The sequence below is a fragment of the Micromonospora sp. NPDC048898 genome (genome assembly GCF_043198035.1).
Taxonomy (GTDB): Bacteria; Actinomycetota; Actinomycetes; order Mycobacteriales; family Micromonosporaceae; genus Micromonospora.
On record NZ_JBICUF010000007.1, the window covers coordinates 261,238 to 287,143 of the forward strand.

Genomic DNA, 25,906 nt, shown 5'->3' on the forward strand with positions numbered 1-25,906 from the left:
CACACCCGGTACGGCACGGCCATGCGCAACGCCCGGTAGGGGTGCCTCTTCAACCCGAATGTGACAACTGGATACCCTTTCCGGGAGTCCCCCGTCCGCAAACCGAGGATGTCCGCATGATCGTGCCTGTGCAGCTGCCGTCGCCGTGGCGGGACGCACGCCTGACCGTCGTCGTGCCCACCTACAACGAAGCGGGCAACCTGCCCACGCTTGTGGAGCGGCTGCTCGCCCTGCCACTGCCCGGCCTGCGCATCCTCGTCGCCGACGACAACTCCCCAGACGGCACCGGTGACGTGGCCGACAAGCTGGCCATCGAACATCCGGACCGGGTGGAGGTCGTGCACCGGGCCGGCAAGGAGGGCCTCGGCCGGGCGTACGTCGACGGGATGACCCGGGCGATCGAGGGCGGCGCCGAGTACGTGGCGCAGATGGACGCGGACCTGTCGCACCCGCCGGAGGCGCTGCCGGGGATGCTGGGCGCGCTGCTGTCCACCCAGGCGAGCGTGGTGATCGGTTCCCGCTACGTGCCCGGTGGTGAGCTGGACGAGAACTGGCCGCTGTACCGTCGGGCCCTCAGCGGCTGGGCGAACCTCTACGTCCACACCCTGCTGCGGGTACGCATCCGGGACCTGACCGCCGGCTTCAAGATCTGGCGGGGCGACGCGCTGCGCGACATCGGCCTGAACCGGGTGCAGTCCAACGGCTACAGCTTCCAGGTGGAGATGCACTACCTCGCCACCAAGCTCGGGCACACCATCCTGGAGGTGCCGATCCGCTTCGAGGAGCGCCGCGACGGCATCTCCAAGATGACCACCGCGACCAAGGTCGAGAGCGCCCTGATGCCGTTCCGCCTCCGCAGCAAACACCGCAACATAACCCGCTAGTCCCCCACCCCGTCCCACCCACCCACACCCACCCCCGCCCGTTGATCATGGGGTTATAGCCACTCGCATCGGCGTGTCGCCGCTATAACCCCATGATCAACCGGGCTCGGCGGGGTGCGGGGGGAAGGGGGAGGGGCGAGGGCTGTCAGGTGGGGTAGATGGCTCGGTGGGCTGTGGCGATGGCTGCGGCGTAGGCGGGGCCGGTGAGGGCGCGGTCGCGGGCCAGCGCCGCGCGGGCCGCGTTCGCGCCCGGTGCGCCGTGCACCCCGCCGCCGGGGTGCGCCGAGGCGCTGGCCAGGAAGAGCCGGTCCACCGGGGTGTCCGCCCGGCCCAGGCCGGGAATCGGGCGCAGGAAGAGCTGCTGGTACGCGGCGGCGGTTCCGCCGCCCAGCGCGCCGCCGACCAGGCTCGGGTTGTCGTTCTCCAGGTCGGCGGGCCCGGCCACGTGTCGGCCGACGACACGTTGACGGAACCCCGGCGCCGCCGCCTCCAGCACCTCCTCCATCCGCTGCACGTGCCCGGCGACGTCCTCGGCGCGCCAGTCCCGGCGAAACGGCAGGTGGGTGTACGCCCAGAGCGACTCGGTGCCCGGCGGAGAGTGGCGGGGTTCGGCCACCGACATCTGCCCGACCAGCAGGAACGGGTCGCGGGGCAGCTCGCCACGGGCCAACTCGCCCGCGTAGGAGGTCAACCCGTCGAGGTCCGCGCCGAGGTGCACGGTGCCGGCGCCGGCCAGCTCCCGGTTGGTCCACGGCACCGGCGCGGAGAGTGCCCAGTCCACCTTCAGCGTCGACCCGTCCCACCGGAAGTGCGCCAGGTCCTCCACCAGCCGTGACGGCAGGGCCGCCGCGCCGACCAGGTCGAGGAACAACGCTGGCGCGGGCACGTCGGCGAGCACGGCCCGGCGGGCCCGCCACAGCGCGCCGCCCTGCGTGCGTACCCCCATCGCCCGGCCCCGGGCGGTGAGCACCCGGTCGACGCGGGCGCCGTAGAGGATCGTCCCCCCGCGTTGCTGTATCCGGGCCACCAGCGCGTTGGTGATCTGCTGTGCGCCGCCCTCGGGCACCGGCCAGCCGATCTGTTGGCCGAGCATGGCCAGTAGCCAGCCGTATACCCCGGAGCCGGCCTCCTCCGGGGACAGGTCGGTGTGCAGGGCGCAGCCGGCCAGCAGGGCCGGCCCGCCGGCGCCGTCGAAGAGTTCGTCGCCGAGCTTGCGGACCGGCACCACCAGGCGTCGCGCCAGTCGCAACGCGCCGGCGACGCGCAGCCGACGCAGCAGACCCAGCCCGCCGCGGACCGGCGGGAACGGCGTGGTGATGGCCGCCAGCATCGGCTCGGCCACCTCGACCCAGTCGGTGTACGCGTTGAGCCAGCGCTTGCCGTCGCCGGGCGCGAACTGCTCCAGCGAGGCGGCCGTGACGTCCGGGTCTCGGTTGATCACCGCGGCCCGCCCGTCCGGGAACAGGTGCGCCAACACGTCCGGCGCGTGCCGCCAGGACAGGCCGTGCGCACCCAGGTCGAGGTCGCGCAGCACCGGTGAGGCGTACCCGAGGGGGTAGAACGAGCTGTACAGGTCGCTCAGGTAGCCGGGCGCGGTCACCTCGGCGGAGCGGATCGCGCCGCCGGGCACCGCTGTCGCCTCCAGCACCACCACCTCCCAGCCGGCGTCGGCCAGCAGGTTGGCCGCCACGAGACCGTTGTGACCGGCCCCGACGATGACGGCGTCCGCGCTCGGCGCGGCGGTGGTAGTCATCCGATCCGCCTACCCGGGGCGCCACCGGGCGAAACGCGTTTGTCGCGCCGAGGCCGGGGCATCCAGCGCCGCATGTACACGGTTGCGCAGTTGGTGGGCGGGGTGTGGGGCGCGGGCGGCGACGGCGGCGAACTCGTTGTGCGTGATCCGGCGGACGACACGCCGGTCAGCACGGTGCCGGTGGCCACCGCCGACGAGGTCGGCAAGGCGACGCAGGCGGCCCGCAACGCGGCGGCTCAGTGGGCGGCGACCGCCCCGGCCGAGCGGGCCGCGGCGCTGCACCGGGCCGCGGACGCGGTGGCGGAGGCCGTCGAGGAGTTGGCCGCGGCGGTCACCGCCGAGATGGGCAAGCCGTTGGCGGACGCCCGCGGCGGCATCGAGGCGGGCATCGGCACCCTTCGACAGTACGCGGAACTGGCCCCGCTGCGCGGTGGGCGCACGCTGCACGGCGCGGCGGACGCGCTGGACTTCCTGACCCCGCAGCCGCGCGGGGTGGTGGCCGCGATCACGCCCTGGAACGACCCGGTGGCGATCTCCTGCGGGCTGCTCGGCGCCGCCCTGGTGACCGGCAACGTGGTGCTCTACAAGCCGAGCGAACGGACCCCCGCGACCGGTTGGCTGCTGACCCGGGCCCTGGACCAGGCGTTGCCGGCCGGCGTGTTGTCGCTGCTCACCGGTGGTGGTGCGGTCGGTGCGGCGCTGGCCGCCCAGGACGTCGACGTGGTGGCGCACGTGGGATCCACGGCGACCGGGCGGGCCATCGCCGCCACCGCGGCCCGCACCGGGGCGAAGGTGCTGCTGGAGAACGGGGGCAGCGACCCGATGATCGTGGACGCGGGCGTCGATCCGGAGTGGGCCGCCGGTCAGGCCGCGCTCGGCGCGTTCGCCAACGCGGGGCAGATCTGCGTGGCGGTGGAGCGGATCTACGTACACCGGGAGGTGGCCGACGACTTCGTGGCCGCGCTGGTGCGGCGCGCCGACGCCCTGCGGGTCGGGCCGGGCCGGGCCCCGGACACCGACCTGGGCCCGTTGGTCGACCGGCGGCACCGCGATCAGGTGCACGGGCAGGTGGTGGCGGCGGTGGCGGCCGGCGCACGGGTGCGGATCGGCGGCGAGGTGCCGGACGGGCCGGGGGCGTTCTACCCGGCCACGGTGGTCACCGACTGCCGCCACGACATGCCGTTGGTGCGGGAGGAGACGTTCGGGCCGGTCGCCCCGGTGGTGGTCGTCGACTCGTTCGACGAGGCGCTGCGCTGCGCCGCTGATTCCCCGTACGGCCTGGCCGCCACCGTGTTGACCACGTCGATGAGCCACGCGCAGCGGGCCTGGCGGGAGCTGCCGGTGGGCACCGTGAAGGTCAACGCGGTGTTCGGCGGTGCGCCGGGGGGTGCCGCGCACCCGCGCCGGGCCAGTGGCCAGGGCTTCGGGTACGGCCCGGAGCTGCTGGACGAGTTCACCGCCACGAAGGCGGTGCACATCGAGGCGCCGGGCGGCGGACACTGGTGAACAGCACGGGCGGACGCAGGGGTGGCGCGTCCGCCCGTACCGCGTCGGGTGGTGCTCCTCGGTGGTGGCGGTCAGTCGCCGCGGGCCTTGCGGGTGGCCCGGTCGTTGGCCTTCTCGATCGCCTTGACCAGGTCCGGTTTGGTCATGCTGGACCGGCCGGGAACGTCGAGTTTGCGGGCCACCGACATGAGGTGGTCCTTGGTGGCGTTGGCGTCCACTCCACCGGCGGTGGGTGCGCGCCGTTCCGGCCCGCCGCCGGCGGCCTGCTGATCGCTGGGGCCCTTGCGGCCCTTCGGCTCCCAGTGGTCGCCCACCTTCTCGAACTGGTGCTTCACCGCGGCGAAGGCGGTGCGGTGCGACCGCTCTCCCTCGCCGTAGGTCTCCACCGCCGAGTCGTGTGTCTTCTCCCAGGTGCGCTGCGCCTTCTCCGGGGAGCGTCGCAGCGTGCTGGGCAGGTCCTCGCGCCCGGGCATCTCGTCCTCCTCCGTGTCGACTGGGGTCACCCTGACCGTTCCCCGGTGACGCGCCGGCAAACCGTAGCGGTACGGGTACGGCGCCGAGCGGGTTTGTCGATTTCGTGATCCGGGTACCGGCCGCCGCAGGCCCGACCGGACGACCGGTCATCCGGTGGCCGGGGCGCAGGGAGCGGGCATGACGACCACGGAGCCCGACACGACGCGTGACGGCGAACGCGGCACCCCCGTGCCCCGCCGGATGCGGCAGTTGAGCTGGCGGACCTGGCGTGGGGTGCTGGTGCGCAGTGTGCGGAACTTCGTCAACGACAACTGCTCCGACTGGGCCGCGGCGCTCACCTACTACGGGGTCCTGGCGCTCTTTCCGTCCGCCATCGTGGTGGTGGCCCTGGTCGGCCTGGTCTCCGACGGCGAGCGGACCCTGGACACGGTGGTCGACCTGGCCAACCAGGTGGGCGCCGGGTCGGTGGTGACCGGCGACGACGGCGGCGTGGTCGGGGTGATCCGCACCGTGGTGCTCGACCAGAGCAACCCCAAGCTGTTGCTGAGCTTTGGCCTGCTCGGTGCGTTGTGGTCCGCGTCGGGATTCATCGGCGCGTTCACCCGGGCCTCGAACTCCATCTACGGGGTGACCGAGGGCCGGCCGGTCTGGAAGTTGCGGCCCATCCAGATCGTCCTGGCCGCGGTGACGCTGGTGCTGCTCGCGGTGGTCGCCCTCGCGCTCATCGTCAGCGGCCCGGTCACCGACGCGGTCGGCGAGCTGATCAACGCCGGTGGCCTGGCCCGCACGGTGTGGAGCGTGGCGAAGTGGCCGGTGCTCGCCATGGTCATGATGGTGCTGCTGTCGCTGCTGTTCTGGATCGCGCCGAACGTGCGTCAACCCCGCTTCCGCTGGCTCACCCCCGGCGGCGCGGTGGCCCTGGTGTCCTGGACGGCGGTCTCCTTCGGCTTCGGCTTCTACGTGGCCACCGTCGCCTCGTACAAGACGACCTACGGCAGCCTGGGCGCGGCCATCGCGTTCCTGGTCTGGCTCTACCTGTCCAACTCGGCGCTGATGCTGGGCGTCCAGATCAACGCCGAGGTGCAGCGCGGACGCCAGTTGCAGGCCGGCGACCCCGACCCGGAGGATCCGGTGCTGCCGCCACGCAGGCCCGCGAACTCCTGACCGACGGTTCCCGACCGGATGTCCGGTGCCGAGCCCGACCGGGGGCCGGTTCGTGGCCAGGTGCCGGTTTAGCGGGCGGGGTGCCGGGTAGCGCAGAAGGCATGGAGCGTGGCAACAGCAAGCACGGACCCCGGATCGACGAACAGATGAGTCAGGAGGTCAGCGGCCTCGTGCAGGGGCCGGGGACCGGTGGCTCCCGGGTCGACGAGTCGCGGGTGCCGGAGCCGGCTGGCGAGGACCAGCCGGAGACGACCACCGCGCCGGCCGGCGACCTGCGCACCGGCACCCCGCAGGGCATGAGCTCCACGGACGTCGAGCAGCGCAGCCGGCTCGGCCGGTTCATCTCGATGAGCGCGCTGCCGGGCGACCGCCTGGTGCTCATCGCCAGCGCCCGCGAGAACGAGGCGCCGGACGACATCGTGGCGGCACTGGAACGACTGCCCGAGGGCACCCTCTACCAGACGGTTTCCGAGGTGTGGGCCGCGCTCGGCAACAAGAACGAGACAACTCGCTGGTGAGCGGGATCGCCCCCGATCCGACAACCACCAGTGACTGAAGGAGGTTCTAACCGATGAGTGGCGTAACCGAACACGTTGACGTTTCCGTGCCCGTGCGTACCGCGTACGACCAGTGGACGCAGTTCGAGGAGTTCCCCGAGTTCATGGAGGGCGTGTCGGAGGTCAAGCAGCTCTCCGACACGATGACCCACTGGACTGTGGACATCGCCGGGGTGAAGCGTGAGTTCGACGCCGAGATCACCGAACAGCTCCCCGACGAGCGGGTGGCCTGGCGCTCCACCGACGGCACCCAGCAGGCCGGCGTGGTGACCTTCCACCGGCTCGACGCGGACAAGACGCGGGTCACCCTGCAGCTCGAGTTCGAGCCGCACGGGGTGGTCGAGCAGGCCGGCGACAAGCTCGGCATCGTCGACCGGCGGGCCAAGGGCGACCTGGAGCGGTTCAAGACCTACATCGAGCGGCGCGGTCAGGAGACCGGTGCCTGGCGCGGCTCGGTGGACCGTCCGCAGCCGTGACGATGAGCAGTGACACCGATGGCCGCCAGAGCCTGGCGGCCATCGCCGTGTCCGAGCCTCGTCGCCCGTTTGCGATCATCGCGCCCGGGTACCGCTGAAGACATGACCGACGACAACATCAGGGTGTGGCGGGACGAGGAACGGCTTCCGTTGGAAGAGCTGGAACAGGCGGTGTCCGGCTCCAGCCTCGACGGGCAGGCCGACGACGTGACGGCCAACGACGCCGGCGAGGAAGCCGCGTTCGGGCACGGGCCGGCCGCCTCGGACCGCGACGGCGAGGCCCGGGGCACGGCCCGGGAGGCGACCGACCCGCAGCGCGCCTACCGCCCCTCCACCACCGGCCGGACCGGGCCGGACGTCTGATCCTCCCCGCCGGGCTGAGCCGGCACCGTTGGCACCGCCCGCCCGGCGGTGGGTCGACGGGCACCCCACTCGTACAGCACGATCAACGCCAGCGCGAGCACCAGCAGGGCCGCGCCCAGCACCTGCACCGACGTGTGGCCGATCAGCACACCGAGCCCACCCGGGACGAGCGCCGCACCGATGCCGGAGGCACCGATCTGCAACCCGATGGCCCGGTCCGCGTGCGCCGCGCCGACCCGATCGGCGGTGGTGAGGGTGAGCAGTGGGAACACCGGCGCGGCGGCGAAGCCCACCACGACCAGGCCGAACACCGCCAGCGCGGCCGGCCCGGGTACGGCGATCAGCGTCGCGCCCACGGCCATCCCGGCCAGGCTGGCGCGCAGCACCTGCGTGGCACCCAGGCGCTCGGCCACCACGCCCTGCACCACCCGACCCACGAAGAGACTCCCCCAGTACGCGGAGACGCAGCCGCCGGCCACCGCCGCGCTCACGCCGCGCCCCTCGGTCAGCAGCAGGAACGCCCACAGTCCGGCGGACACCTCGATGGCGACGTACAGCGCGAAGGCGAGCGTCCCGGTCCACACCGCCGGCAGCCGCAGTGTCGCCCCGACCGGCAGCCGAACGGTCGCAGAGGCCCCGGCACCCACGGCGTCCTGAGCGGGCGTCGTCCCGACCGCGGCGGCCCCGGCAGGCGTCGTCGAGGCGGCGTCTGCGGGCAGCGTCCCGCCGGCAGCGGCCCCGGTCGGCGCCGGCTCGCGGTGCCAGGCGCGCACGGTGAGCACGAACGCCATCGCCAGGGCGAACTGGGCGGCGGCCATGATGCCGTAGCCCCAACGCCAGGCCAGCCCGGCGCTCAGCACCCCCGTCATGATCAGCGGACCGATCGCCACGCCCAGGCCGAAGAAGGCGTGCAACCAGTTCATGTGGCGTGGTCCGAACGCCCCGGCGGCGTACGCGTTGAGCCCGGAATCGACCGCGCCGGACCCGAGCCCGAGCAGCAGCGCACAGCCCACCAACACGGCCAGCACCGGGCTCAGCGAATAGCCGGTCAGCGCCAGGCTGGCCAGCACGGTGCTGCCGGCAAGCAGCGCGCCCACGCCGATGCGGGCCAGCGTGAACCCGGCCAGGACGCTTGAGGTCAGATAGCCGACGGTGCCCGCGGTGAGCACCAGACCCACCGCCTCGGTCGGTACGTCGAAGTCACTCCGGGTGGAGGGCCAGGCGACACCGAGCAGGCCGTCGGGCAGGCCGAGGCTGACGAACGCGAGGTAGGCCAGCAGGAGCAGCGAGGCACGGGGGCGCACGGACGTGGTGGACACGAGACACCATCCTGCCGCAGGGGCACTTTAATGCCGTAGGCCACCGATCGCGCACCGCGCGAAGAAGTCATGTCCGGACGGTCGAGAAAACGGACAGCTCATCCAGAATCGGCCGATCGGAGGACGGCAAGCGGGCTTGTTCGCGTAAGAATTTCGGGATGCATCAAGGCTCCGGAATCCTCTCGACGCGTCAGCGCCGGCTCGCCTGGCTCGGCTTCCTGCTCGCCGCCCTCCAGGCGCCCGTGTCCGCCCGGCTGGTCGCCGACGAGTCGTGGCTGTTCAGCCTCTGCGTCGCGCTGATGGTCGCGACCGTGATCATCGCCGACGACGCGGCCCGGCGTCGCCCGGCCGACGCGACAAGCGACTAGAGCCCGCGTCAAAGTCCTCGGTCGAGCCGAGGCGGAGTCCAGGCGGCGATCCGGCAAGGGGCTTTGACGCAGGCCCTAGCCCTCGCCGCCCGGCCGGGCCTCGTGACCCGGCCGGCCCCGGCTGCGGCGGCGTTCCTTCATCTCCGCCTCGTAGAGGTGGCGTCGCCCACCCACCAACTCGTCGCGGGCCCGCTGGTCCAGCTCCCGAAACAGCGCATGGTAGCCGTCGTCGAAGTCCTCGACGATCTGGAACGTCCACCGCCCGGCGATGACGTTGCGACCCAGCAACTCCGTGTCGATCCGGTCGGCGAGGCGCGGATGCCCGGCGGCGCGCAACTGCTGCACGGCGTCGCCGAGCGTGAGGTCGGCGTGCCCGATCAGCTGGTGCACCGAGTACAGGTGCCCCCGTGCCCGCTCCACGCACTCCAGCGCCTCGCTGAGCTTGCCGAGCGCGGCGACCGTCGCGTCGCTCACCCCGGGAGGTCGCCGGTGCCGCTCGTCCGGTCCGTCCGGCTGCTGTCCCATCGCCTGCCTCCGTGCCGTGTGCCGCGAAACGCCGTGTGCCGGGTAACGCTCGTGGTTCTCCTGCTGCCCCGTCTGTGGCGGATCAACCCTCGCGGTCAGCACCGGTCGCCAGTGGCGCAGCCGACATCCGCCGAGTGGCCGACGGCGACACCGTCACCTGTCGGTTAGCCTCGGTCACCATGCGTGTGCCGTTCAACCGGGTCGCCTCCCGTACCGCCGTCGACTCGGCGCGGTCCACCCTGGCCGCCCTCACCGTGTCCGTCGGCACCGTCGGGCTCGCCGCCGCCGCCGCGCGACCGGGGCTGCTGGCCCTCGTCGACCAGCACGCGGCCGCCGTGCGGGACAGCCTCGACGGTGACCGTGAGCCACTGACCGCCGCGACACTCGCCGGTTACGCCGAGGGGGTCCGGGCCGCCGCCCTGGAGCACGGGTGGGCAGCACCGGACGGGCCGGTGGACTGGAGTCGCCCGGACTGGCTGCTCACCCGACTGCTCGCGGTCTGCGCGCTGGCCCGCTCGCTCGACCGAGCCTGACACGCGCGGGGAGGGCACCCCGCGCACCGTTGCGCGGACCACCCTCCCCACCTGCCGTGCCGTTCCGCCTCGTCAGGCGCGGTACTGCGGAGCTTCCTCGTCCACCCGCGGCATCGCCTGGGTACGATCGCCGCCGCGGTCGGCCATCTGCCGCTCCACGTCGCTCCGCCCGGCCGCGTTGGCCTGACGCTGCTGCTGCACCGCCCGAGCTTCCCGGGCGGCCCGGTCCAGCCAGCCGTCCCAGCGGTTCTGCATCGGCTTCACGAGACCGCCACCGACGCCGACGATCAGGATGCCGGCCACCGTGGCGAGCACCGCGATCAGCACCGGGGTCGTCACCGTGGTGGCGATACCCACCTGGTTCAGCGCGGCGATCACACCGAGCGCGATGATGAAGATCGCCGTCAGGTCGGCAAGCACCTTGCCGTACGAGAGCCCGCCCAGCGCCCCGGTGACCAGATCCCGGACGGCGTTGGCGATCGCGGCCGCCACCACCACGATGACGATCGCGATGAACGCACGCGGCAGCCAGGACACCACGCCGCTGATCAGGTCACTGATCGCGTTGGGCCCCCAGACTCCGAACGCGAACTGCAGCGTGAACAGCAGTACGGCGTAGTACGCCAGTCTGGCCAGAATGTCCGAGGCGTCGTACTTCGTTCTCTCCAGGGCCCGTTTGATACCGCCACGTTCGACCGCCTGGTCGAAGCGCACCCGTTCCAGCACCGTATCCACGATCTTGAGGACGGCTCTGGCGATGAGCCAGCCGACCACCAGGATGACGATGAAGGCCACTGCCTTCGGGATGAAGAGCAGCACCGACCTCCAGGTGTCGGCGATGGCATCGCCGATGTCGGCCTGCCGGACCGCGAGGGTCTTCAGCATGATGTCCCTCCTGTCGCATGGACTGCGCCGGGCGCATACCCGGCTACCGGTCGGGCAGTCCGCGCAACGCGCCGAGTTTTTCCCGACAGGCCGACGATCATGGGCCCTGAACTGCCCAAACAGGCATCGCGGCGATGACGGCGGCGGGCCACGGCCATGATCGGATGCCTTTTTCGGTGGGCCGACTAGGCTGCGAACATGCCAGGAACGGTCGGGCGAGTCCCCACGCCAGCAACTCCGGCCCCGGGTGCGTCCACCGGCTCCGGTGTGGCCGCTGCCGTGCTCGCCCACGACTGGGCCGGCACCCCGCTGGGCCCACCGGACAGCTGGGACGTGGCGGTCCGGGCCGTGATCGAGCTGATCCTCGCCTCGCCGATGCCGATGGCCCTGGCGTACGGCGACGACCTGGTTCTGCTCTACAACGCCGGCTACGCCGAGTTGCTGGGCACCAAGCACCCGCGGGCCCTCGGCCGCCCGGCCGCCGAGGTGTTCGCCGAGATCTGGGCGCTGCCCGGCGTCGGTCCGGTGTTCGAGCGCACCTACCGGCAGGGGGTGTCGTTCCTGGAGAAGGAGTCGACCCTGCCGTTGGTGCGTGGGCACTCCGCGACGGTGGAGCAGGCGGTCTTCACCCGGGGCTACTCACCGGTGCGGGACAGCACCGGCACGATCGTCGGCATGTTGACGGTCGCGGCCGAGACCACCCACGTCACCGAGCAGTTGCAGAGCCTCAGCGAGGTGGCCGCCGCGCTGGCCGGCACGCTCACCCTCGACGACGTGGCCCGGGTGGCGCTGCGGTACGCGATCACCACGTTCGACCCGGACCAGGCCTCGTTCGCGGTCGACGAGGGGGGCGGTGGTTGGCGCATGGTGCGCCGGGTCCGCGGCGAGTTGCTGGACGAGGCCGACGAGCGGCTTCCCCCGCTGTGGCGGCGCGCTCCGGCGGACTGGTCGGCCCCCGTGGTGCAGGCGGCCGGCTCCGGCGACCCGTCCTTCGTCCGTGACGGGCAGCCGCTGCGCGAGATCGCGGTGGACCGCCACGACCAGAAGGTCCGCTCGATGGCGGCCCTGCCCCTGGGCACCTCGGTGGTGCGCGGCGGGCTGGCGGTCGGCTACCAGGTGCCGCACACCTGGTCGCCTGCCGAGCGGGCGCTGCTGGCCGCCTCGGCCGAGCTGATCGGCCAGGCCGCGGAGCGGGCCCGCCGGTTCGAGACCCAGCACGGCACCGCCCAGTTGTTGCAACGCAGCATGTTGCCGGAGCACCTGCCGGACCTGCCCCGGTTGCGGGTCGCGGCCCGCTACGACCCGGGGGTGGACGGCAACGCCGCCGGCGGTGACTTCTACGACGCGTTCCTCCTGCCCGGCGGCGCGCTCGGCGTGGTGCTGGGCGACGTCGCGGGCCACGACGTGCAGGCCGCCGCGCGGATGGGCCAGGTCCGGGCCGCGCTGCGCGCGCTGGCACTCGCCGACCCGGCGCCCGACGCGGTGCTGGCCGGGTTGGACCGGCTGGTGACCAGCCTGGGCGCGGAGGCCAGCACCCACGAGCTCTTCGTCACCGTGGCCTTCGGGGTCATCGACGCGGAGCGTCGAGAGCTGACCCTGGCCAGCGCCGGTCACCCCGCGCCGCTGATCCGCCGCGGCGACCCGGACGGCCGCTCCTTCGCCGAGTACGTCGACGTGCCGGCCGGCCCTCCGCTGGGCCTGGGCGGTCGGCCGGGCACCAGCACTGTCGCGTTCCGCCCCGGTGACACCCTGCTGCTGTTCAGCGACGGGGTGGTGGAGCGTCGGCGGCAGAGCCTCACCGCCGGGCTGGCCGCCCTCAGCGAGGCCGTCGCCAAGGCCAGCAGTGGAGACCCCCGCGCGCTGTGCGCCGTGGCCACCGCGGCGGTGCCGGGCAGCACCGAGGACGACGTGGCCGTGCTGGCGGTCGAGCACGCGCTCAAGCCGAGCCGCTCGGCGAGCATGGAGGTGCCTGCCGAACCCACCGCACCCAGCCGGGTTCGGCACTGGATGACCGGGCAGCTCACCGAGTGGCAGGTGGCCGAGTCGGTGATCGGGGCGGCGGTGCTGTGCACGAGCGAACTGACCACCAACGCGTTGCTGCACGCCGGCACCGCCGCCCGGGTGGAGATCGACCTCAGCCCCGAACGACTCCTGGTCTCGGTCGCTGATTCCGGCACCCGGGGCACCGTGACCCGGACCCGCACCGACACGTTGAGCAGTCGTGGGCGCGGCCTCGGCCTGATCGAGGAGCTCAGCGACGCCTGGGGCACCGACCCGTCGGTCCGCGGCTCCACGGTCTGGTTCGAGATTCTCATGCCACCGGCCGCGCATCCCTGAGACGTCCGAGGGGTAGGAGGACGCCCATGCGTACCGACGAACCCGCCGGAGTCCTCTTCGACGTCGATGGCACCCTGGTCGACACCACCTACCTGCACACGGTGAGCTGGTGGGAGGCCCTGCGTCAGACCGACCAGCCGGTGCCGATGGCGACGGTGCACCGGTCGATCGGGATGGGTTCGGACAAGCTCCTCGACCACCTGCTCGGCCCCGAGCGGGACCGGGACGCCGATCCGAAGCTGCGCGACGCGCACGACACCCTGTACGCCGAGTACTGGGAACGACTCACGCCGCTGCCCCGGGCCGCCGACCTGCTGCGCGCCTGCGCCGAGCGCGGGCTGCGGGTGGTGCTCGCCACCTCCGCCTCGGGACCTGAGGTGGACGCGTTGCGCCGGGCCCTCGCCGCCGACGATGTGATCGACACGGTCACCTCCTCCGAGGACGCCCAGCAGAGCAAGCCCGCACCGGACATCCTGGTCGCCGCGCTGGAGCAGTCCGGGTTGACCGCCGAGCGGGTGGTCTTCGTCGGCGACTCGGTGTGGGACGTCGTCGCGGCCGGCAAGCTGAGCATCCCGTGCGTGGGGCTGACCTGCGGCGGCACCAGCCGCGGTGAGCTTGCCGGCGCGGGCGCGGTGGCGGTGTACGACGACCCGGCCGCACTGCTGGGCGAGTTGGCCGACTCGCCGTTGACCCGACCCAGATGAGGTTCACTCCGGTTCACCGGCCCGCGCGCGCATAGCCGGGGCCTCGCCGGGGCATGGTCTGTCACCACCTGCCCCGCGCCCCGCGGGTGCGGCGGAAAGGTGGTGCCGTGGAGCCGGTAGACGTGGCGTTCGCGCTGGTGGGAGTGGGCGCTCTGCTCGCGGGCATCCTGCCCCGGGTGTTGGAGCAGCGCCCGCTGTCCATGCCGATCGCCTTCCTCGCCCTCGGCATGCTGGTGTTCCTGCTGCCGGTCGGGCTGCCGACACCCGACCCGCTGGCCCACCCGGAGCTGACCACCCACCTCACCGAGATCGGCGTCATCGTCGCGCTGATGGGTGCCGGGCTCAAGATCGACCGACCGTTGAGTTGGCGGCGGTGGTCGTCCACCTGGCGGCTGCTGGCGATCGCCATGCCGCTGTGCATCGCGGCGGTGGCCCTGCTCGGCTGGTGGTGGGCGGGGCTGGTGCCGGCCGCCGCACTGTTGTTGGGCGCCGCGCTGGCCCCGACCGATCCGGTGCTCGCCGCCGACGTGCAGGTCGGCGAGCCGACGGACGTGGAGGACTCCGAGGACGAGGTCCGCTTCGCGTTGACCTCGGAAGCCGGCCTCAACGACGGGCTGGCGTTCCCGTTCGTCTACGCCGCCATCGCCATCGCCTCGACAAGCCTCGCCCCGGGCGACTGGCTGGCCGAGTGGTTCACCGTGGACGTGCTCTGGAAGATCGGCGTCGGGGTCGGCGGCGGGCTGCTGATCGGCTGGTTGCTCGGCAAGCTGTTCTTCCGCGCCCCCAGCCAGCTGCGGCTGGCCCGGCACGCCGAGGGCTTCCTGGCGCTGGCCGCCACGTTCCTGGCGTACGGGTTGGTGGAGGTGGTCGGCGGGTACGGCTTCCTGGCGGTGTTCGTGGCCGCGCGGGCCATCCGGGCCGCCGAGCGGACCCACGAGTTCCACTCGGTGCTGCACGACTTCGCCGAACAGGTCGAACGGTTGCTCACCCTGGTGCTGTTGCTGCTGCTCGGCGGCGCGATCGTGGGTGGCCTGCTGGCCCCGCTGACCTGGCCGGCGGCCGCCGTCGGGCTGGCCCTGGTGTTCCTGATCCGGCCGCTGTTCGGCTGGTTGTCGCTGCGGGGCGCGCCCGGCCGGCCGGCCGAGCACTGGGTCATCTCGTTGTTCGGCATCCGCGGTGTCGGCTCGTTCTACTACCTCGCGTACGCCACCACGAAGGCCGACTTCCCGCAGGCCGAGTTGCTCTGGGCGACCGTCGGGCTGGTCGTGCTCGTGTCCGTGGTGGTGCACGGCATCACGGCAACACCGGTCATGCAACTGCTCGACCGGGAGGGCGAACGCACCTCCGACCCGGCCGAGCGGGACTCCGACGCCCGACCGGTAGCCGCAGCCGGCCACGCCTGAACGAGCAGGTCACGTCAGGCGGGCGGCGATGGCGCGGCCCAGGTCCCGACCGGAGCGCCAGGCGCTCTGCACCCGGGGTTTGCCGAACGCGTCGCCGGCCAGGCCGATCCCGTCGGCATCCAGGTGGTGGGTGTCAGCGGTGGGGCCGCCGGTCGGCTTCGCGTACGTCCAGCGGTGCACGCGCACGTCGACGGCCCGCTCCGGCAACCCCAGCAGGTCCCGGACGGCCTGCTCGACCGCCGGCCCGGCACCGCTGGGCTGGGCCAGGTGCCCGGCGGCGAACTCCGGCACGGTGTGCGCGACGAGCACCGGAGCGCCGTCACCGCGCCGGTCGCCGTCGTCGCAGACCAGACTGACGACCGGGTGGCCGTTGACGAACGCGCCCCGGAAGTCCGGCCAGCGCCGCGTCGGGAAGCGCAGCACCACGGCCAGGGACGGTGACCAGCGTTGGGCCTGCACGACCCGGGTGGCGTCGGCAAGCGCCGGGTCGAGCAGCAGGGCGGCCTGCGGACCGGGCATGGCCAGCGCGACCGCCGCGCACGCCTCGCCGTCCACGGACGGTCCGGAGTCCACGCTCAGCACCAGCCGGTCGACTGTCACCGGTACCGCGCTGGCCAGGTGTTCGACCAGCACGCGCAGCCCGCGCGGGGCGGCGAAGCGCATCGGGCCGGGCACGTCGTGTCGCCCGTTCTCGTCGTACGCCTGGAAGGTGTCGGTCCATTCCCGGACCAGACCGGCGGCGCGCCACTGCTCGATGACGGCGACGAAGTCCGGGTCGGTGGCGGTGAAGTACGCGGCACCGATGTCCGCGGGGCGGCCGTCGAAGCGTTTGCTGGCCATCCGGCCGCCGCAGACGTGCCCACGCTCCCGAACCTGCACCGGCACCCCGGCCCGCGTCAACTCCACCGCACAGGCCACCCCGGCGATGCCCGCCCCGACCACCACCACCTTCGACCGGTCCACGTCCATTCGGTGATCGTAGGTGGCGGCGAGCGGACAGGCATGAACCCTGGAGATCAGGGTACTGGCACACCTGTTCGAAGAGAGGATGACGACGATGACTGACCGCGCCAACGAGCAGGCCGACCAGAGTGCCGCGATCAAGGACCCGGACGAGTGGGTCACCGGCGACGAACCGCCCACCGCGGCCCAGGAGTCCTATCTGGGCACCCTGGCCCGGGAGGCCAACGCGGAGCTGCCCAGCAACCTGACCAAGGCCGAGGCGTCCAAGCGCATCGACGAGCTACAAGCCGAAACCGGCCGAGGCCAGTAACCCTCCCACCCGCCCCGCCCCTGCCCCCGCGATCTTGCACTTTCTGCCGCGACATAAGCATGGATAAGCCGCAAAACAGAGACAGAAAGTGCAAGATCGCGCGCAGGACGGGGGCGCGCAGGCGGGGCGGGGGCGGGGTTAGTCCTTGTCGCCTCTGGCGAGGTGGCCCGTTCCGGGCTGAAAATCGTGGTGGTCGCTCGCTGACGTCGTCGCTTCTTGGTCCGTGTGAGGTCGTGGGTTAGTCGGACGCTGGTAGCCGCGTTATGGGCCCTTCACTGTTGCTGCGAGCACGCGAGTTAGATTCACCCGTTCTGTGGCTGCCGCGGGCGACCGCCCTGATGTTCGCGCTGGTGGGGAGGGGTTCGGTTGCTGGAACAGGCGCAGGACGAAGAGCAGATCATTACGCGTGTGGCGGGGTTGGACATCGGTAAGGCGTCATTGGTGTGTTGCGCGCGGGTGCCGGACGAGGCGAAGCCTGGACGGCGGCTGCAGGAGGTACGGACCTACCCGACGATGACTCGTTCGCTGACCGGGTTGGCGCAGCGGCTGGCCGTGCTGGGGGTGACCCGGGTGGTGATGGAGGCGACCAGTGACTACTGGAAGCCGGTGTTCTACCTGCTTGAGGCGCATGGGTTCGAGGTGTGGCTGGTCAACGCCCGTGACGTGAAGCATCTGCCGGGACGGCCGAAGACGGACAAGCTGGACGCGGTGTGGTTGTGCAAGGTCGCCGAGCGGCAGATGATCCGGCCGAGTTTCGTGCCACCGGCACCGATCCGGATGCTGCGGGACCTGACCCGCTACCGCGTTGACCTGATCGCTGAGGCCGGCGCGGAACGCCAGCGTGCGGAGAAGCTGCTCGAAGACGCGCAGATCAAGCTGTCGGTCGTGGTCAGTGACCTGTTCGGCACGTCCGGGCGGGCGATGATGGCCGCGCTGATCGGCGGGCAGCGTGACCCGCACACTCTGGCCGAGTTGGCCCGTTCCAGCCTGCGCCGCAAGATCCCTGACCTGCGGGAGGCGTTAACCGGTCATTTCACGGATCATCACGCGTTCCTGCTGGGCAAGATGATCACACGGATCGAGCAGGTCGAGGCCGACATTCGCGAGGTCGATGCCCGGATCGAGGCGCACCTGGCCCCTTTCGCCCCAGCGGCGGCCCGGCTGCGTGAGATCCCCGGGATCGGCTCGGCCGCCGCTGCCACGATCATCGCCGAGATCGGCGTGGACATGACCCGCTTCCCGACCCCAGCCCACCTGGCCGGCTGGGCCAAGTTCGCCCCCGGCGTCAAGGAATCCGCCGGCCGCCGCAAAGGCAACGGATCAACCGGACACGGCAACCGCTACCTCGCCCGCGTCCTCGGGCAGATCGCGGTCTCCGCCGCCCGCACCACCACGTTCCTCGGGGAACGCTACCGGCGCATCGCCCGACGACGCGGCGCCAAACGCGCGATCGTCGCGGTCGGCCGCTCCATCCTGACGATCATCTGGCACCTACTGTCCGACCCCACCACCGGATTCCATGACCTCGGCGCCGATTTCTACCTCAGCCGCACCGACACCGAACGCCGCAAACGCAACCACATCCACCAACTCGAAGCCCTCGGCTACCGCGTCACCCTCGACCTCGCCGCCTAACCACCGCTACACCACGACCCATCCCACGCCGCTTCGCGACGCGGGATGCTGCCGCGTGTCTACGTACGGTTCGATTTTCGAGTCAGGGGCGGGGTAGGGCGTGCAGCGTGACCTTGGTCAGGCGACCTGTGTCGATCTCGGCGGTCAGGTAGGTGGCGTGCGGCTGGGAGCGGCGGTCGGTGGGTGAGCCGGGGTTGAGCAGCCGCAGCCCACCCGGCGCCTCGGTGTCCCACGGGATGTGTGAGTGCCCGAAGACCAGCAGGTCGACATCGGGGAAACGGGCCGCGCACCGCTGCTCACGACCGGTCCGTGGCCCGGTCTCGTGCACCACCGCGACCCGCAGGCCGTCGAGGTCCACCCGGGCCACCTCCGGCAGCCGGGCGCGCAGGGCCGGGCCGTCGTTGTTGCCGTACACGCCGACGAGCCGGCGCGAACGCGCGGTCATCGCGTCGAGCAGCGACTCGTCGACCCAGTCGCCGGCGTGCACCACCACGTCCGATTCCTCGATGGCCGCCCAGAGCGGCCCGGGCAGGTCGCGGGCCCGCTTGGGTACGTGAGTGTCCGCCGTGAGCAGCAACCGCATCCCGCCATTCTTCCCGGCTCGCGGCTGCCCGTGCACGCGGCCCGCCGCCACTACCGAACCGCGCACGCGGGACGGCGGCGGCACTACCGGACCGGGGAGAAGTGCGACGGCGGCATGCCCCGACCGCGCAGTGTCGGGTCCTGCTCCACGTCGGTGAGCACACCGGCGGCGTTGATCAGGCCGATGTGGGAGAACGCCTGCGGAAAGTTGCCCAGTTGCTCCCCGGTCAGCGGGTCGATCTGCTCGGCGAACAGGCCGAGGTCGTTGACCCGTTCCGCCAACTCCCGGAACAGTTCGTGCGCCCGGTCCCGTTCACCGGCCAGCGCCAGGCAACACACCAACCAGAACGAGCAGATGAGGAACCCCGCCGGGTCGCCGTCCCAGCGCCGCAGCAGGCCGTCGTGCGACAGCCGCTGCTCCACGGCGCGGATCGTCGACCGCATCCGCGGATCGTCGGCCGGCAGGAACCCCACAAGTGGCATCACCAGCACCGACGCGTCCAGGTCTTCGGATTCGAAACTCCCGGTGTACGACTGGAGCCGCTCGCTCCACCCCCGCTCAAGCACCTGCGCGCGGACCCTGTCGCGGACCGCCGCCCAGCGTGCCACGTCCTGCGGCTCGCCGAGCTGGTCAGCGAAGCGGACCGCCCGGTCCAGGGCGACCCAGCACTGCACCTTCGAGGACACGTGGTGGTGTTCGACGCCGCGTTCCTCCCACATCCCCGCGTCGGGCAGCTCCCAGTCGCGGGCGGCCTGGTCGGCGAGCAACCGGAGGACGTGGCGTACCTCCTGGTCCATCGGCTCCAGCTTGTCGCGCATCAACCAGGCGGCGTCCAGCGCCTCGCCGAAGATGTCGGTCTGCCGCTGTTGCCAGGCGTCGTTGCCGATCACCACCGGCGGGCTGTCGTGGTAACCGCCGAGCTGTTCCAGGCGGTGCTCGGTGAGATCCCGCTCCCCCAGCACCCCGTACATGATGGGCACCGGCTTGTTGTCGACCCGGCCCATCGCCCGTCCCAACCAGGCGAACTGCCGCTGCACCTCGTCGAGGCACGCCGTTCGCCACAGCGCTCGCAGGGTGAGACTGAAGTCGCGCACCCAGACGTAGCGGTAGTCGTAGTTGCGGTCCCCGCCGAGCTTCTCCGGCAGGGACGTGGTCACCGAGGCCACCACCGCGCCGCTCGGTCGGTACGTCATGCCCTGCACCACCAGCCGACTGCGCCGCACCTGCTCGGCGTAGAGCCCGTCGTACCCGTGCTCCGCCGTCCAGGACCGCCAGCCGGCAACGGTGTCGGCGATGGTCTGGTCGGCGTCCGGCACCTCCGGCAGCGGGGAGTCGTAGGTCGGGGCGTACCCGAGGGTGAAGTTGTGGCTGGCGCCGGTGCGGACGGTGAACGTCGCGGCGGCCTCGCCGTCGCCGGAGGTCAACCGCACGCTGCCGCGCAGGGTGAGCCGGGCGGCCCCGGCGATCGCCTCCAGCATGTCCTCCCGCTCGATCAGGTACGCGATGGTGCGGCCGTACTCGAAGCGCGGCCGGTAGTGCACGCGCATCGGCACCGCACCGGACAACCCCTCCACCGAGCGGACCAGCACCTGCGGGGAGTGCAGGCCGATGTCGTGACCGCGGGAGCCGGGCTCGAAGGCGAGCGCGTCGGTGAGGGCGACCTCCCCCTGCGCGGTGCGGAAGACGGTCCGCAGCACCAGGGTGTCCTCCAGGTAGCCGCGCTGCACGGTGTAGTCGCCCTCCGGCCGGATGGACCAGTGCCCGGCGCCGTCGTCGAGCAGCCGCCCGAACACCGACGGGGCGTCGAACCGGCCCGGGCACCACCAGTTCACCGAGCCCGTGGCGTCCACCAGCGCCGCGCTGCGGCCGTCGGCGAGGAAACCGTAGTCGCTGATCTGTCCGCTCTTCACCTGACTGCCTACCCGGGCCGCCCGCGCTCATTCCCCTCCGACCTCCGGCGAACACCGCGTTACCGGTCGACCTGGAGGGGAAGCCGGGGAGCTGACGAGGGAGGATGCTCATGACGTCAGCTTCGGGGCCGACCGCCGCGTGGCGGCCCGGCACACAGGATGGCGACCTGCTTCCATCCGGGCCGGCCGGCCGCCTGTCGACGGCGGGTGGTGACGGCCACGGGCCGCAGACCGGGTCGCCGACCGTGACGATCGGTTCGTACCCGGACTATCCGGCCGCACAGCGGGTCGTCGACTATCTGGCCGACAATCGCTTCCCGGTGGAGCACACCGCCATCGTCGGCACCAACCTCACTCTGGTGGAGACGGTGCTCGGGCGGATGACAACGGGTCGGGCCGGGCTGCTCGGCGCCGGTACCGGCGCCTGGTTCGGGCTCTTCATCGGCCTGCTGTTCGGCATCTTCACCGTCGGCAACTGGCTGGCGGTGATCCTGGTCGGGCTGGTCATCGGTGCGATCTGGGGTGCCGTGTTCGGCGCGGTCGCGCACGCCATGACGGGCGGGCAGCGGGACTTCACCTCGGCCAGCTCGCTGCGCGCCGGCCAGTACGCGGTGACGGTGGACGCGCAGCTCGCCGACCAGGCGCGGCAGCTGATGGGTCGGATGCAGATGCCCGGCCCCGCCACCAACGCCCGTTGAGCGACGATCGAACGACCGGCCGGCCGTCCCGGCAGCACTCGGGGCGGGCGGCCGTCTCGTCGCTCACTCGGGCGGGGACGGATCAGCCTCGAACAGGTCGCCGTACCGGGTCGCACCGCGTACCGAGTCCACGGCGAACGTGACGTGCCCGACGGGGACCCGTCCGCCGACGGCCTCGGCCACCCGCGCCGCTGCCGTCAGCGCGAACCCGCCGCACAGCTCGATCAGCGCGACCCCCTCGGCCACGAGGTCCACCGCCACGGCGGGGGCCATCGACGGGTCCGGCACGGGCACCAGGTGGGTGCGTTGGCCGCCGCGGTCGAGCACGACACGGTCGTCGACCGGGTCGCTGCCCGGATGCTCATAGATGTACGCCCAGCTGACGGTCATCGAACGTTCCTCCTCCTGGAGTGGGGACGTCGACCGACCGTAGGTGTTGAAGTGGACGTGAGGTCAAGTGCGTTCAGTCGTGGTACGTCAGCTCGCCGGCACGGATGTCGACCTCTACCCGGTTCTCCGGCGGCGCCAGGGGGCACGCCCAACGGTCGTCGTACGCGCAGCTCGCGTTGTAGAGGTAGTTGCCGTCCAGCCGGACCCGGTCGCCGGGCAGCAGCTCGACACCCCGGCCGAAGGTGCCCTTCACCGTGTCGGTGAGGTACCGGCCTCCCCCGTACGTCTCCCGCCCACTGGTGCCGTCGCGGACGGGCACGAACAGCCCACCCCCGTACGCCTCGATCCACCACAGGGTCAGCGGCCCCCACGGCGTCTCGGCCACCGCCACTCGCCGGTACGCGACGACCCCGTCCGGACCGCCGGTGTCGATCCGCAGCTCACCACTGGCCGGCCGGAGCGGCGCCTCGACGACGGCATCCGGGTTGGCGGGGAAGTAGCGCACCCCGGTGAAGTCGGCCCGCTCCGCCGGCGGGATCGGGCTCTGCGGGTGGGTGGCGAAGAGTTCGTCGCGGCCGGCACGGAACCCGGTCAGGTCGACGTCGGACAGGTACAGCCGGGCCACCCGCTCCCGCCAGTCGGCCAGCTCCAGATCATCCACACCACCGAGCCTATGTCGTGCGCCGCGGCAGCTCAGCGCGACGGCCAGTTGGTGAGGACGGCGTCGAGGGCGTCCAGGGTGCGCGACCACGAGTCGTCGGTGGGGCGCGGGGTGTGCCGGAAGCCGCCGGTCCGTTCCAGGCTCACGAACCCGTGGATCGTGCTGTGCATCATCCGCACCGCGTCGGTCTGGTCGGGCTCGGAGAGCCGGTAGCCGCGCAGGATGGCTCGGGTCATCTCGGCGTGTCGGACGCCCGCGCTGGTGACGGCGGTCTCCGGGTCCAGGTCGATCTGCATGGCGGCGTAGCGGCCCGGGTGCTCGCGCGCGTAGTCGCGGTACGCGTTGGCGAAGGCGACGAGCGCGTCCTTGCCGGCCCGGCCGGCGAGCGCGGCGGCGACCCGGTCGGCCAGCTCGGCCAGGGCCAGCAGGGCGACCCGGACCCGCAGGTCCTGCGCGTTTCTGAGGTGGAAGTAGAGGCTCGCGTCCTTCACCCCGAACTGGCGCGCGAGCGCGGCGACTGTGACGTTCTGCATGCCCACCTCGTCGGCCAGCTCGGCCGCGGCCACCGTCAGGCGTTCGACTGTCACCCCTGCACGTGCCATCCACCACACCCCAAACCTAGCTGCGTTATTCGGTTGCCTAGGCGAGCTAGGCTACTCCCTATGTTAGTCCTGACCGAATCCGTCATCCGCGCGTCCTTCGTCAACTGCAGTCGAGGCGAGGCGAAGCGGCTGACCGTACCCAACGATCTTGCGATGCGCCCCTGGGACGACCTCGACTTCCTCGGCTGGCGGGACCCGTCCGCGCCGCAGCGGGCCTACCTGGTCGCCGAGACCGACGGAAAGCTGGCCGGGGTGGTGCTGCGGGCCGCGGCGCACCAGCCGGGGCGCGTGCGGCACAGCATGTGTTCGTTCTGCCTGACCACGCACCTCGGCGGCGGCGTCTCGTTGATGACCGCCCCCAAGGCCGGTCCGAGCGGACGGCAGGGTGACTCCGTGGGCACGTACCTGTGCTCCGACCTCGCCTGCTCGCTCTATCTGCGGGGCAAGAAGCACGCCGGGCCTCCCGCGCCCGAGCCGCTGCCGCTGCCGCTGCGGATCGAGCGCCTCGAGACCGCCCTCGCGGCGCTCCTCCGCAAGGTCACCGAGTGACGGTTCGGGGCGGCCGGGGCCGAAAGCGTGTTCGGACCCCGGCCAGGCCCTAACTGTCGGTCGACAGACGGGCGTGCAGGTGCTCGTCGTAGCGGCGGCCGTCGCCGTACCGGTACGACTCGCGCAGCGTCCCCTCGGCGCGGTAGCCGGCCCGGTCGGCGACCCGGCAGGAGGCCGGGTTGGCCACGGCGTGGCACAGTTCCACCCGGTGCAGCCGCAGGTCGGTGAACGCCCAGTCGGTGAGCCGGACGACGGCCCGCACCGCCACCTGACGCCCACGGGCCGCCGGCGCCGTCCAGTAACCGATGGACGCGTCGCCGTGGTGGATGTGGTGCAGCGACACCGAACCCAGCAGTTTCCCGTCGGCCGCCGAGGTCACCGCCAGGGAGACGTGGTCACCGGCGGACCAGTCGGCCCGGCGGCGGACCCAGAGCAGCGCGGCCGCGTCGTCGATCGGTCCGCCACCCTGCGGGTTCCACTGGGCGATGGCCGGGTCGAGCAGGGCGTCGCGCACCGCCGGAGCGTCCTCGTCTCGCCAGGGACGCAGCAGCAGGTCGGCGGTGGTGAGCTGCAGGTGTTCCACGAGGCCGGAGTCTGGCACACCGCACCGCCGCCGCACCGCCGATGCCACATCCACTTCCTTCAAAGTTGCAGAAGCTGGCCGCTCGATGGCCGAAAACGTGACTCAGACAACGCTCAACAGCAGTAGTTAAGTTTTGAAGTAGTGCTACCGTCGTGGTCATGACCGAGAGCCTGGACCGCACCCGAGAGGCCGCCTGGCGCGCCTACATCGAGGCCAGCCAGCGTCTCTACACACAGTTGGAAGAGGATCTGCGCGCCGACAGCGAGCTCAGCTTCGCCGACTACCACGTGCTGGTCCTGCTCTCCGAGGCACCGGGGCAACGGTTACGGATGGGTGAGCTGGCCAACCGGCTCATCTTCTCGCCCAGCCGACTGACGTACCAGGTCTCCTCCATGCAGCGCCGCGGCCTGGTCAGCAAGGAGCCCTGCCCGGACGACCGGCGCGGCAGCGAGGCGGTGCTCACCGCCGCCGGGCTGCTCGCCCTGTCCGAAGCCGCACCGCACCACCTGGCGTCGGTACGAGCCCACCTCATGGACGACCTCGACGACGACGAGGTCGCCTGCCTCACCCGGGTCTTCGACCGGCTCGGCCGCCGCCTGCGAGCGGCCCGGACCGCCTCGTCCACCCACGCCACCCGCTAAGGAGTCCCCGATGCCCGCGATCACCGTCGACAACGTCGTTGTCCTGCCGCGCCTGCCGCACCTCGGCGAGAGCACCGCATTCCGCAAGGTCCGCACGGTGACCACCGCGCCCAGCGGCTTCGAGGGTGAGGGCTTCCCGGTCCGTCGCGCCTTCGCCGGGGTGTCGACCACCGACCTGGACCCGTTCATCCACCTCGACCAGATGGGCGAGGTCGACTACGCGCCGGGCGAGCCGAAGGGCACCCCGTGGCACCCGCACCGCGGCTTCGAGACCGTCACGTACATCATCGACGGCGTCTTCGACCACCAGGACTCCAACGGCGGTGGCGGCACCATCACCGACGGCGACACGCAGTGGATGACGGCGGGCAGCGGCCTGCTGCACATCGAGGCGCCGCCGGAGCACCTGGTGGTGAGCGGCGGGCTCTTCCACGGCACCCAGCTCTGGGTCAACCTCCCGCGCTCGGCCAAGATGAACCCGCCCCGCTACCAGGACATCCGGGGGCAGGAGTCGGCCCTGCTCACCACGCCCGACGGGGGCGCGCTGATCCGGGTCATCGCCGGCGAGGTCGCCGGGCACCGCGGCCCGGGGTCGACCTTCACGCCGATCACCATCACCCACGTCACGGTGCAGCCGGGGGCGCAGGTCGACCTGCCCTGGCAGCCCGACTTCAACGCCCTGGTGTACGTGCTCGGCGGTCGCGGCACGGTCGGCACCGAGCGGCGGCCGGTCCGCACCGGTCAGCTCGCGGTGCACGGTCCGGGCGACGCGTTGCGCTTCGCCGCGGACACCGCGCAGGACAGCAACACCCCGGCGCTGGACCTCTACATCATGGGCGGCAGGCCGATCCGGGAGCCGGTGGCACAGTACGGCCCGTTCGTGATGAACACCCGTGACGAGCTGCTCCAGGCGTTCGACGACTTCAAGGCCGGTCGACTCGGCGTGATCCCCACCGAGCGGCTGCCGCACACCGGCGGCCAGGGCACCCGGCCCTGACCCTTCGTCGGCACTGAGGCGGGGGGGGGGGGCCCCCCCGGGCCCCCCCGGGGGCCCCCCCCGCCCCCCCCCCCGCCCCCCAAAACCCCCCCCCAAAAAAAAAACCAAAAAAAACACCCCAAAAACCCCCCCC

Annotated in this window: 29 protein-coding genes; 17 read left to right on the forward strand and 12 right to left on the reverse strand. The window is 72.0% G+C overall.

Annotation, left to right across the window (positions count from 1 at the left end; all coding sequences use genetic code 11):
• Positions 1 to 116 precede the first annotated feature (116 nt).
• Positions 117 to 884 (forward strand): polyprenol monophosphomannose synthase, encoded by a 768-nt coding sequence (locus ACGFIQ_RS20905; RefSeq protein ID WP_357069067.1) that lies wholly within the window; start codon positions 117 to 119, stop codon positions 882 to 884.
• Positions 885 to 1,029: 145 nt separating this feature from the next.
• Here ACGFIQ_RS20905 and ACGFIQ_RS20910 read toward each other — a convergent pair whose 3' ends face one another.
• On the reverse strand, positions 1,030 to 2,637 hold the full coding sequence (locus ACGFIQ_RS20910) for a phytoene desaturase family protein (RefSeq protein WP_393245883.1): 1,608 nt from the start codon (positions 2,635 to 2,637) through the stop codon (positions 1,030 to 1,032).
• Between the two features lie 72 nt (positions 2,638 to 2,709).
• On the opposite strand from ACGFIQ_RS20910, the gene ACGFIQ_RS20915 reads away from it, so the two are divergent.
• On the forward strand, positions 2,710 to 4,143 hold the full coding sequence (locus tag ACGFIQ_RS20915; RefSeq protein WP_393245885.1) for an aldehyde dehydrogenase family protein: 1,434 nt from the start codon (positions 2,710 to 2,712) through the stop codon (positions 4,141 to 4,143).
• 71 nt (positions 4,144 to 4,214) lie between these two features.
• On the opposite strand, the gene ACGFIQ_RS20920 is transcribed toward ACGFIQ_RS20915, so the two are convergent.
• Complete coding sequence (locus ACGFIQ_RS20920) at positions 4,215 to 4,616, reverse strand: ChaB family protein (protein ID WP_357069061.1); 402 nt, start codon at positions 4,614 to 4,616, stop codon at positions 4,215 to 4,217.
• Positions 4,617 to 4,794: 178 nt separating this feature from the next.
• Between ACGFIQ_RS20920 and ACGFIQ_RS20925 the strand changes: the two genes are divergently transcribed.
• From ACGFIQ_RS20925 to ACGFIQ_RS20940, 4 genes are all read left to right on the forward strand, one after another.
• On the forward strand, positions 4,795 to 5,781 hold the full coding sequence (locus tag ACGFIQ_RS20925; protein ID WP_393245888.1) for a YihY/virulence factor BrkB family protein: 987 nt from the start codon (positions 4,795 to 4,797) through the stop codon (positions 5,779 to 5,781).
• A 101-nt stretch (positions 5,782 to 5,882) separates the two neighbouring features.
• Entirely contained in the window at positions 5,883 to 6,299 is a 417-nt protein-coding gene (locus tag ACGFIQ_RS20930; RefSeq protein ID WP_110564927.1) for a DUF2795 domain-containing protein, read from the forward strand.
• Positions 6,300 to 6,352: 53 nt separating this feature from the next.
• Complete coding sequence (locus ACGFIQ_RS20935) at positions 6,353 to 6,814, forward strand: SRPBCC family protein (RefSeq protein ID WP_357556763.1); 462 nt, start codon at positions 6,353 to 6,355, stop codon at positions 6,812 to 6,814.
• Positions 6,815 to 6,916: 102 nt separating this feature from the next.
• Positions 6,917 to 7,177, forward strand: coding sequence for a hypothetical protein (locus tag ACGFIQ_RS20940; protein WP_357069053.1), 261 nt, complete (start codon positions 6,917 to 6,919; stop codon positions 7,175 to 7,177).
• On the opposite strand, the gene ACGFIQ_RS20945 is transcribed toward ACGFIQ_RS20940, so the two are convergent.
• Positions 7,135 to 8,496 carry an MFS transporter gene (locus ACGFIQ_RS20945; RefSeq protein WP_393245891.1) on the reverse strand — a complete coding sequence of 454 codons (1,362 nt, stop codon included), beginning with the start codon at positions 8,494 to 8,496 and terminating at the stop codon, positions 7,135 to 7,137. The two genes, ACGFIQ_RS20940 and ACGFIQ_RS20945, sit on opposite strands and share 43 nt — an antisense overlap.
• Positions 8,497 to 8,654: 158 nt before the next feature.
• On the opposite strand from ACGFIQ_RS20945, the gene ACGFIQ_RS20950 reads away from it, so the two are divergent.
• Positions 8,655 to 8,864 (forward strand): hypothetical protein, encoded by a 210-nt coding sequence (locus tag ACGFIQ_RS20950; protein ID WP_357069049.1) that lies wholly within the window; start codon positions 8,655 to 8,657, stop codon positions 8,862 to 8,864.
• 75 nt (positions 8,865 to 8,939) lie between these two features.
• Here the strand turns inward: ACGFIQ_RS20950 and ACGFIQ_RS20955 are convergent, their stop codons facing one another.
• The gene (locus tag ACGFIQ_RS20955) at positions 8,940 to 9,389 is read right to left on the reverse strand and encodes a hypothetical protein (protein WP_393245893.1); all 450 of its coding nucleotides are present in this window, start codon (positions 9,387 to 9,389) and stop codon (positions 8,940 to 8,942) included.
• Between the two features lie 179 nt (positions 9,390 to 9,568).
• On the opposite strand from ACGFIQ_RS20955, the gene ACGFIQ_RS20960 reads away from it, so the two are divergent.
• The gene (locus ACGFIQ_RS20960) at positions 9,569 to 9,922 is read left to right on the forward strand and encodes a DUF6401 family natural product biosynthesis protein (RefSeq protein ID WP_393245895.1); all 354 of its coding nucleotides are present in this window, start codon (positions 9,569 to 9,571) and stop codon (positions 9,920 to 9,922) included.
• Positions 9,923 to 9,994: 72 nt separating this feature from the next.
• On the opposite strand, the gene ACGFIQ_RS20965 is transcribed toward ACGFIQ_RS20960, so the two are convergent.
• On the reverse strand, positions 9,995 to 10,807 hold the full coding sequence (locus ACGFIQ_RS20965; protein WP_393245897.1) for a hypothetical protein: 813 nt from the start codon (positions 10,805 to 10,807) through the stop codon (positions 9,995 to 9,997).
• Positions 10,808 to 11,005: 198 nt separating this feature from the next.
• Here ACGFIQ_RS20965 and ACGFIQ_RS20970 point away from each other — a divergent pair, with 198 nt between their 5' ends.
• From ACGFIQ_RS20970 to ACGFIQ_RS20980, 3 genes are all read left to right on the forward strand, one after another.
• Complete coding sequence (locus tag ACGFIQ_RS20970; protein WP_393245899.1) at positions 11,006 to 13,144, forward strand: SpoIIE family protein phosphatase; 2,139 nt, start codon at positions 11,006 to 11,008, stop codon at positions 13,142 to 13,144.
• Positions 13,145 to 13,170: 26 nt separating this feature from the next.
• A complete protein-coding gene (locus tag ACGFIQ_RS20975) occupies positions 13,171 to 13,848 on the forward strand; it encodes an HAD family hydrolase (protein WP_393245901.1) in 678 nt (225 codons plus the stop codon).
• 107 nt (positions 13,849 to 13,955) lie between these two features.
• On the forward strand, positions 13,956 to 15,251 hold the full coding sequence (locus tag ACGFIQ_RS20980) for a cation:proton antiporter (protein ID WP_393245903.1): 1,296 nt from the start codon (positions 13,956 to 13,958) through the stop codon (positions 15,249 to 15,251).
• A gap of 9 nt (positions 15,252 to 15,260) precedes the next feature.
• Here ACGFIQ_RS20980 and ACGFIQ_RS20985 read toward each other — a convergent pair whose 3' ends face one another.
• Complete coding sequence (locus tag ACGFIQ_RS20985) at positions 15,261 to 16,199, reverse strand: NAD(P)/FAD-dependent oxidoreductase (protein WP_393246034.1); 939 nt, start codon at positions 16,197 to 16,199, stop codon at positions 15,261 to 15,263.
• Positions 16,200 to 16,308: 109 nt separating this feature from the next.
• Between ACGFIQ_RS20985 and ACGFIQ_RS20990 the strand changes: the two genes are divergently transcribed.
• Both ACGFIQ_RS20990 and ACGFIQ_RS20995 read left to right on the forward strand, forming a co-directional pair.
• The gene (locus tag ACGFIQ_RS20990) at positions 16,309 to 16,524 is read left to right on the forward strand and encodes a DUF3072 domain-containing protein (protein WP_393245905.1); all 216 of its coding nucleotides are present in this window, start codon (positions 16,309 to 16,311) and stop codon (positions 16,522 to 16,524) included.
• Between the two features lie 408 nt (positions 16,525 to 16,932).
• Positions 16,933 to 18,159: an IS110 family transposase gene (locus ACGFIQ_RS20995; protein WP_393245907.1), complete on the forward strand. Its 1,227-nt coding sequence runs from the start codon at positions 16,933 to 16,935 to the stop codon at positions 18,157 to 18,159.
• Positions 18,160 to 18,241: 82 nt separating this feature from the next.
• Here the strand turns inward: ACGFIQ_RS20995 and ACGFIQ_RS21000 are convergent, their stop codons facing one another.
• Positions 18,242 to 18,742: a metallophosphoesterase family protein gene (locus tag ACGFIQ_RS21000; RefSeq protein WP_393245909.1), complete on the reverse strand. Its 501-nt coding sequence runs from the start codon at positions 18,740 to 18,742 to the stop codon at positions 18,242 to 18,244.
• Positions 18,743 to 18,825: 83 nt separating this feature from the next.
• On the reverse strand, positions 18,826 to 20,652 hold the full coding sequence (locus tag ACGFIQ_RS21005) for a glycoside hydrolase family 15 protein (RefSeq protein WP_393245911.1): 1,827 nt from the start codon (positions 20,650 to 20,652) through the stop codon (positions 18,826 to 18,828).
• 110 nt (positions 20,653 to 20,762) lie between these two features.
• Here ACGFIQ_RS21005 and ACGFIQ_RS21010 point away from each other — a divergent pair, with 110 nt between their 5' ends.
• Positions 20,763 to 21,350: a general stress protein gene (locus ACGFIQ_RS21010; protein ID WP_393245914.1), complete on the forward strand. Its 588-nt coding sequence runs from the start codon at positions 20,763 to 20,765 to the stop codon at positions 21,348 to 21,350.
• 63 nt (positions 21,351 to 21,413) lie between these two features.
• Here the strand turns inward: ACGFIQ_RS21010 and ACGFIQ_RS21015 are convergent, their stop codons facing one another.
• The 3 genes from ACGFIQ_RS21015 to ACGFIQ_RS21025 form a co-directional block, all read right to left on the reverse strand.
• A complete protein-coding gene (locus ACGFIQ_RS21015; protein ID WP_393245916.1) occupies positions 21,414 to 21,740 on the reverse strand; it encodes a DUF6506 family protein in 327 nt (108 codons plus the stop codon).
• Positions 21,741 to 21,813: 73 nt separating this feature from the next.
• Positions 21,814 to 22,401 carry a DUF1684 domain-containing protein gene (locus ACGFIQ_RS21020; protein ID WP_393245918.1) on the reverse strand — a complete coding sequence of 196 codons (588 nt, stop codon included), beginning with the start codon at positions 22,399 to 22,401 and terminating at the stop codon, positions 21,814 to 21,816.
• 32 nt (positions 22,402 to 22,433) lie between these two features.
• Positions 22,434 to 23,003 (reverse strand): TetR/AcrR family transcriptional regulator, encoded by a 570-nt coding sequence (locus ACGFIQ_RS21025; RefSeq protein WP_393245920.1) that lies wholly within the window; start codon positions 23,001 to 23,003, stop codon positions 22,434 to 22,436.
• A gap of 60 nt (positions 23,004 to 23,063) precedes the next feature.
• On the opposite strand from ACGFIQ_RS21025, the gene ACGFIQ_RS21030 reads away from it, so the two are divergent.
• On the forward strand, positions 23,064 to 23,552 hold the full coding sequence (locus tag ACGFIQ_RS21030; protein WP_393245922.1) for an FBP domain-containing protein: 489 nt from the start codon (positions 23,064 to 23,066) through the stop codon (positions 23,550 to 23,552).
• 49 nt (positions 23,553 to 23,601) lie between these two features.
• On the opposite strand, the gene ACGFIQ_RS21035 is transcribed toward ACGFIQ_RS21030, so the two are convergent.
• The gene (locus tag ACGFIQ_RS21035; protein WP_393245924.1) at positions 23,602 to 24,135 is read right to left on the reverse strand and encodes a GNAT family N-acetyltransferase; all 534 of its coding nucleotides are present in this window, start codon (positions 24,133 to 24,135) and stop codon (positions 23,602 to 23,604) included.
• 158 nt (positions 24,136 to 24,293) lie between these two features.
• Here ACGFIQ_RS21035 and ACGFIQ_RS21040 point away from each other — a divergent pair, with 158 nt between their 5' ends.
• Both ACGFIQ_RS21040 and ACGFIQ_RS21045 read left to right on the forward strand, forming a co-directional pair.
• Positions 24,294 to 24,776, forward strand: a complete 483-nt coding sequence (locus ACGFIQ_RS21040; protein ID WP_357069011.1) for a MarR family transcriptional regulator — start codon at positions 24,294 to 24,296, stop codon at positions 24,774 to 24,776.
• A gap of 10 nt (positions 24,777 to 24,786) precedes the next feature.
• Entirely contained in the window at positions 24,787 to 25,773 is a 987-nt protein-coding gene (locus tag ACGFIQ_RS21045) for a pirin family protein (protein ID WP_393245926.1), read from the forward strand.
• Positions 25,774 to 25,906 lie beyond the last annotated feature (133 nt).

Bases quoted from the DNA above. Each gene is read 5' to 3' on its own strand.
- ACGFIQ_RS20905 (WP_357069067.1), top strand. From the start codon at position 117: ATGATCGTGCCTGTGCAGCTGCCGTCGCCGTGGCGGGACGCACGCCTG.
- ACGFIQ_RS20910 (WP_393245883.1), bottom strand. From the start codon at position 2,637: ATGACTACCACCGCCGCGCCGAGCGCGGACGCCGTCATCGTCGGGGCC.
- ACGFIQ_RS20915 (WP_393245885.1), top strand. From the start codon at position 2,710: ATGTACACGGTTGCGCAGTTGGTGGGCGGGGTGTGGGGCGCGGGCGGC.
- ACGFIQ_RS20920 (WP_357069061.1), bottom strand. From the start codon at position 4,616: ATGCCCGGGCGCGAGGACCTGCCCAGCACGCTGCGACGCTCCCCGGAG.
- ACGFIQ_RS20925 (WP_393245888.1), top strand. From the start codon at position 4,795: ATGACGACCACGGAGCCCGACACGACGCGTGACGGCGAACGCGGCACC.
- ACGFIQ_RS20930 (WP_110564927.1), top strand. From the start codon at position 5,883: ATGGAGCGTGGCAACAGCAAGCACGGACCCCGGATCGACGAACAGATG.
- ACGFIQ_RS20935 (WP_357556763.1), top strand. From the start codon at position 6,353: ATGAGTGGCGTAACCGAACACGTTGACGTTTCCGTGCCCGTGCGTACC.
- ACGFIQ_RS20940 (WP_357069053.1), top strand. From the start codon at position 6,917: ATGACCGACGACAACATCAGGGTGTGGCGGGACGAGGAACGGCTTCCG.
- ACGFIQ_RS20950 (WP_357069049.1), top strand. From the start codon at position 8,655: ATGCATCAAGGCTCCGGAATCCTCTCGACGCGTCAGCGCCGGCTCGCC.
- ACGFIQ_RS20955 (WP_393245893.1), bottom strand. From the start codon at position 9,389: ATGGGACAGCAGCCGGACGGACCGGACGAGCGGCACCGGCGACCTCCC.
- ACGFIQ_RS20960 (WP_393245895.1), top strand. From the start codon at position 9,569: ATGCGTGTGCCGTTCAACCGGGTCGCCTCCCGTACCGCCGTCGACTCG.
- ACGFIQ_RS20965 (WP_393245897.1), bottom strand. From the start codon at position 10,807: ATGCTGAAGACCCTCGCGGTCCGGCAGGCCGACATCGGCGATGCCATC.
- ACGFIQ_RS20970 (WP_393245899.1), top strand. From the start codon at position 11,006: ATGCCAGGAACGGTCGGGCGAGTCCCCACGCCAGCAACTCCGGCCCCG.
- ACGFIQ_RS20975 (WP_393245901.1), top strand. From the start codon at position 13,171: ATGCGTACCGACGAACCCGCCGGAGTCCTCTTCGACGTCGATGGCACC.
- ACGFIQ_RS20990 (WP_393245905.1), top strand. From the start codon at position 16,309: ATGACTGACCGCGCCAACGAGCAGGCCGACCAGAGTGCCGCGATCAAG.
- ACGFIQ_RS21000 (WP_393245909.1), bottom strand. From the start codon at position 18,742: ATGCGGTTGCTGCTCACGGCGGACACTCACGTACCCAAGCGGGCCCGC.
- ACGFIQ_RS21010 (WP_393245914.1), top strand. From the start codon at position 20,763: ATGACGTCAGCTTCGGGGCCGACCGCCGCGTGGCGGCCCGGCACACAG.
- ACGFIQ_RS21015 (WP_393245916.1), bottom strand. From the start codon at position 21,740: ATGACCGTCAGCTGGGCGTACATCTATGAGCATCCGGGCAGCGACCCG.
- ACGFIQ_RS21025 (WP_393245920.1), bottom strand. From the start codon at position 23,003: ATGGCACGTGCAGGGGTGACAGTCGAACGCCTGACGGTGGCCGCGGCC.
- ACGFIQ_RS21030 (WP_393245922.1), top strand. From the start codon at position 23,064: ATGTTAGTCCTGACCGAATCCGTCATCCGCGCGTCCTTCGTCAACTGC.
- ACGFIQ_RS21040 (WP_357069011.1), top strand. From the start codon at position 24,294: ATGACCGAGAGCCTGGACCGCACCCGAGAGGCCGCCTGGCGCGCCTAC.
- ACGFIQ_RS21045 (WP_393245926.1), top strand. From the start codon at position 24,787: ATGCCCGCGATCACCGTCGACAACGTCGTTGTCCTGCCGCGCCTGCCG.